General features: G+C 54.0%; 1 rRNA gene. It reads right to left on the bottom strand.

Annotated features, from left to right (window positions below):
* Positions 1–9: 9 nt before the first annotated feature.
* Positions 10–2,648: ribosomal RNA gene (locus BA724_RS02850) — 23S ribosomal RNA — on the bottom strand; the annotation flags it as partial.

Genomic DNA, 2,648 nt, shown 5'->3' on the forward strand with positions numbered 1-2,648 from the left:
GCATGTTAATTGATTAAGTCCTCGATCGATTAGTATTCGTCAGCTCCGCGCGTTGCCGCACTTCCACCTCGAACCTATCTACCTCGTCTTCTTCAAGGGATCTTACTTACTTGCGTAATGGGAAATCTCATCTTGAGGGGGGCTTCATGCTTAGATGCTTTCAGCACTTATCCCGTCCACACGTAGCTACCCAGCGATGCCTTTGGCAAGACAACTGGTACACCAGCGGTGTGTCCATCCCGGTCCTCTCGTACTAAGGACAGCTCCTCTCAAATTTCCTGCGCCCGCGACGGATAGGGACCGAACTGTCTCACGACGTTCTGAACCCAGCTCGCGTACCGCTTTAATGGGCGAACAGCCCAACCCTTGGGACCGACTACAGCCCCAGGATGCGATGAGCCGACATCGAGGTGCCAAACCTCCCCGTCGATGTGGACTCTTGGGGGAGATAAGCCTGTTATCCCCGGGGTAGCTTTTATCCGTTGAGCGATGGCCCTTCCATGCGGAACCACCGGATCACTAAGCCCGACTTTCGTCCCTGCTCGACTTGTAGGTCTCGCAGTCAAGCTCCCTTGTGCCTTTACACTCTGCGAATGATTTCCAACCATTCTGAGGGAACCTTTGGGCGCCTCCGTTACATTTTAGGAGGCGACCGCCCCAGTCAAACTGCCCGCCTGACACTGTCTCCCACCCGGATTACGGGTGCGGGTTAGAATTTCAACACAGTCAGGGCAGTATCCCACCAGCGCCTCCACCGAAGCTGGCGCTCCGGCTTCCAAGGCTCCTGCCTATCCTGTGCAGACTGTGCCAAAATTCAATATCAGGCTGCAGTAAAGCTCCACGGGGTCTTTCCGTCCTGTCGCGGGTAACCTGCATCTTCACAGGTACTATAATTTCACCGAGTCTCTCGTTGAGACAGTGCCCAGATCGTTGCGCCTTTCGTGCGGGTCGGAACTTACCCGACAAGGAATTTCGCTACCTTAGGACCGTTATAGTTACGGCCGCCGTTTACTGGGGCTTCAATTCAGACCTTCGCTTGCGCTAAGCCCTCCTCTTAACCTTCCAGCACCGGGCAGGCGTCAGCCCCTATACGTCGCCTTGCGGCTTTGCAGAGACCTGTGTTTTTGCTAAACAGTCGCCTGGGCCTATTCACTGCGGCTCTCTCGGGCTTGCACCCTACCAGAGCACCCCTTCTCCCGAAGTTACGGGGTCATTTTGCCGAGTTCCTTAACGAGAGTTCACTCGCTCACCTTAGGATTCTCTCCTCGCCTACCTGTGTCGGTTTGCGGTACGGGCACCTTGCATCTCGCTAGAGGCTTTTCTTGGCAGTGTGGAATCGAAGACTTCGGTACTTAATTTCCCTCGCCATCACAGCTCAGCCTTCACGGAAATGGGATTTGCCTCATTTCCAGCCTACCTGCTTAGACACGCGTATCCAGCTGCGTGATCTCCTATCCTCCTGCGTCCCCCCATCACTCAAACGATGCTTGGTGGTACAGGAATATCAACCTGTTATCCATCGCCTACGCCTTTCGGCCTCGGCTTAGGCCCCGACTAACCCTGAGAGGACGAGCCTTCCTCAGGAAACCTTGGGCATTCGGTGGAAGGGATTCTCACCCTTCTTTCGCTACTCATACCGGCATTCTCACTTCCAGGCGCTCCACCAGTCCTTCCGGTCTGGCTTCACCGCCCCTGGAACGCTCTCCTACCACTGATACCCGAAGGTATCAATCCACAGCTTCGGTGATACGTTTAGCCCCGGTACATTTTCGGCGCAGAGTCACTCGACCAGTGAGCTATTACGCACTCTTTAAATGGTGGCTGCTTCTAAGCCAACATCCTGGTTGTCTGGGCAACTCCACATCCTTTTCCACTTAACGTATACTTTGGGACCTTAGCTGGTGGTCTGGGCTGTTTCCCTCTTGACTACGGATCTTATCACTCGCAGTCTGACTCCCAAATATAAGTTTCTGGCATTCGGAGTTTGTCTGAATTCGGTAACCCGGGATGGGCCCCTAGTCCAAACAGTGCTCTACCTCCAGAACTCTTCATTTGAGGCTAGCCCTAAAGCTATTTCGGAGAGAACCAGCTATCTCCAGGTTCGATTGGAATTTCACCGCTACCCACACCTCATCCCCGCACTTTTCAACGTGCGTGGGTTCGGACCTCCAGTGAGTGTTACCTCACCTTCATCCTGGACATGGGTAGATCACCTGGTTTCGGGTCTACGACCTCATACTCATTCGCCCTGTTCAGACTCGCTTTCGCTGCGGCTCCGCATCTTCTGCTTAACCTTGCATGAAATCGTAACTCGCCGGTTCATTCTACAAAAGGCACGCCATCACCCATGAACGGGCTCTGACTACTTGTAGGCACACGGTTTCAGGATCTGTTTCACTCCCCTTCCGGGGTGCTTTTCACCTTTCCCTCACGGTACTGGTTCACTATCGGTCACTAGGGAGTATTTAGCCTTGGGAGATGGTCCTCCCGGATTCCGACGGAATTCCTCGTGTTCCGCCGTACTCAGGATCCACTCAAGAGAGAAGAAAATGTCGGCTACAGGGCTGTTACCTTGTTCCGCGGGCCTTTCCAGGCCGCTTCGCCTATTCTCTTCCTTTGTAACTCCGTATAGAGTGTCCTACAACCCC

The sequence above is a fragment of the Domibacillus iocasae genome (genome assembly GCF_001750285.1).
Lineage (GTDB): Bacteria > Bacillota > Bacilli > Bacillales > Domibacillaceae > Domibacillus > Domibacillus iocasae.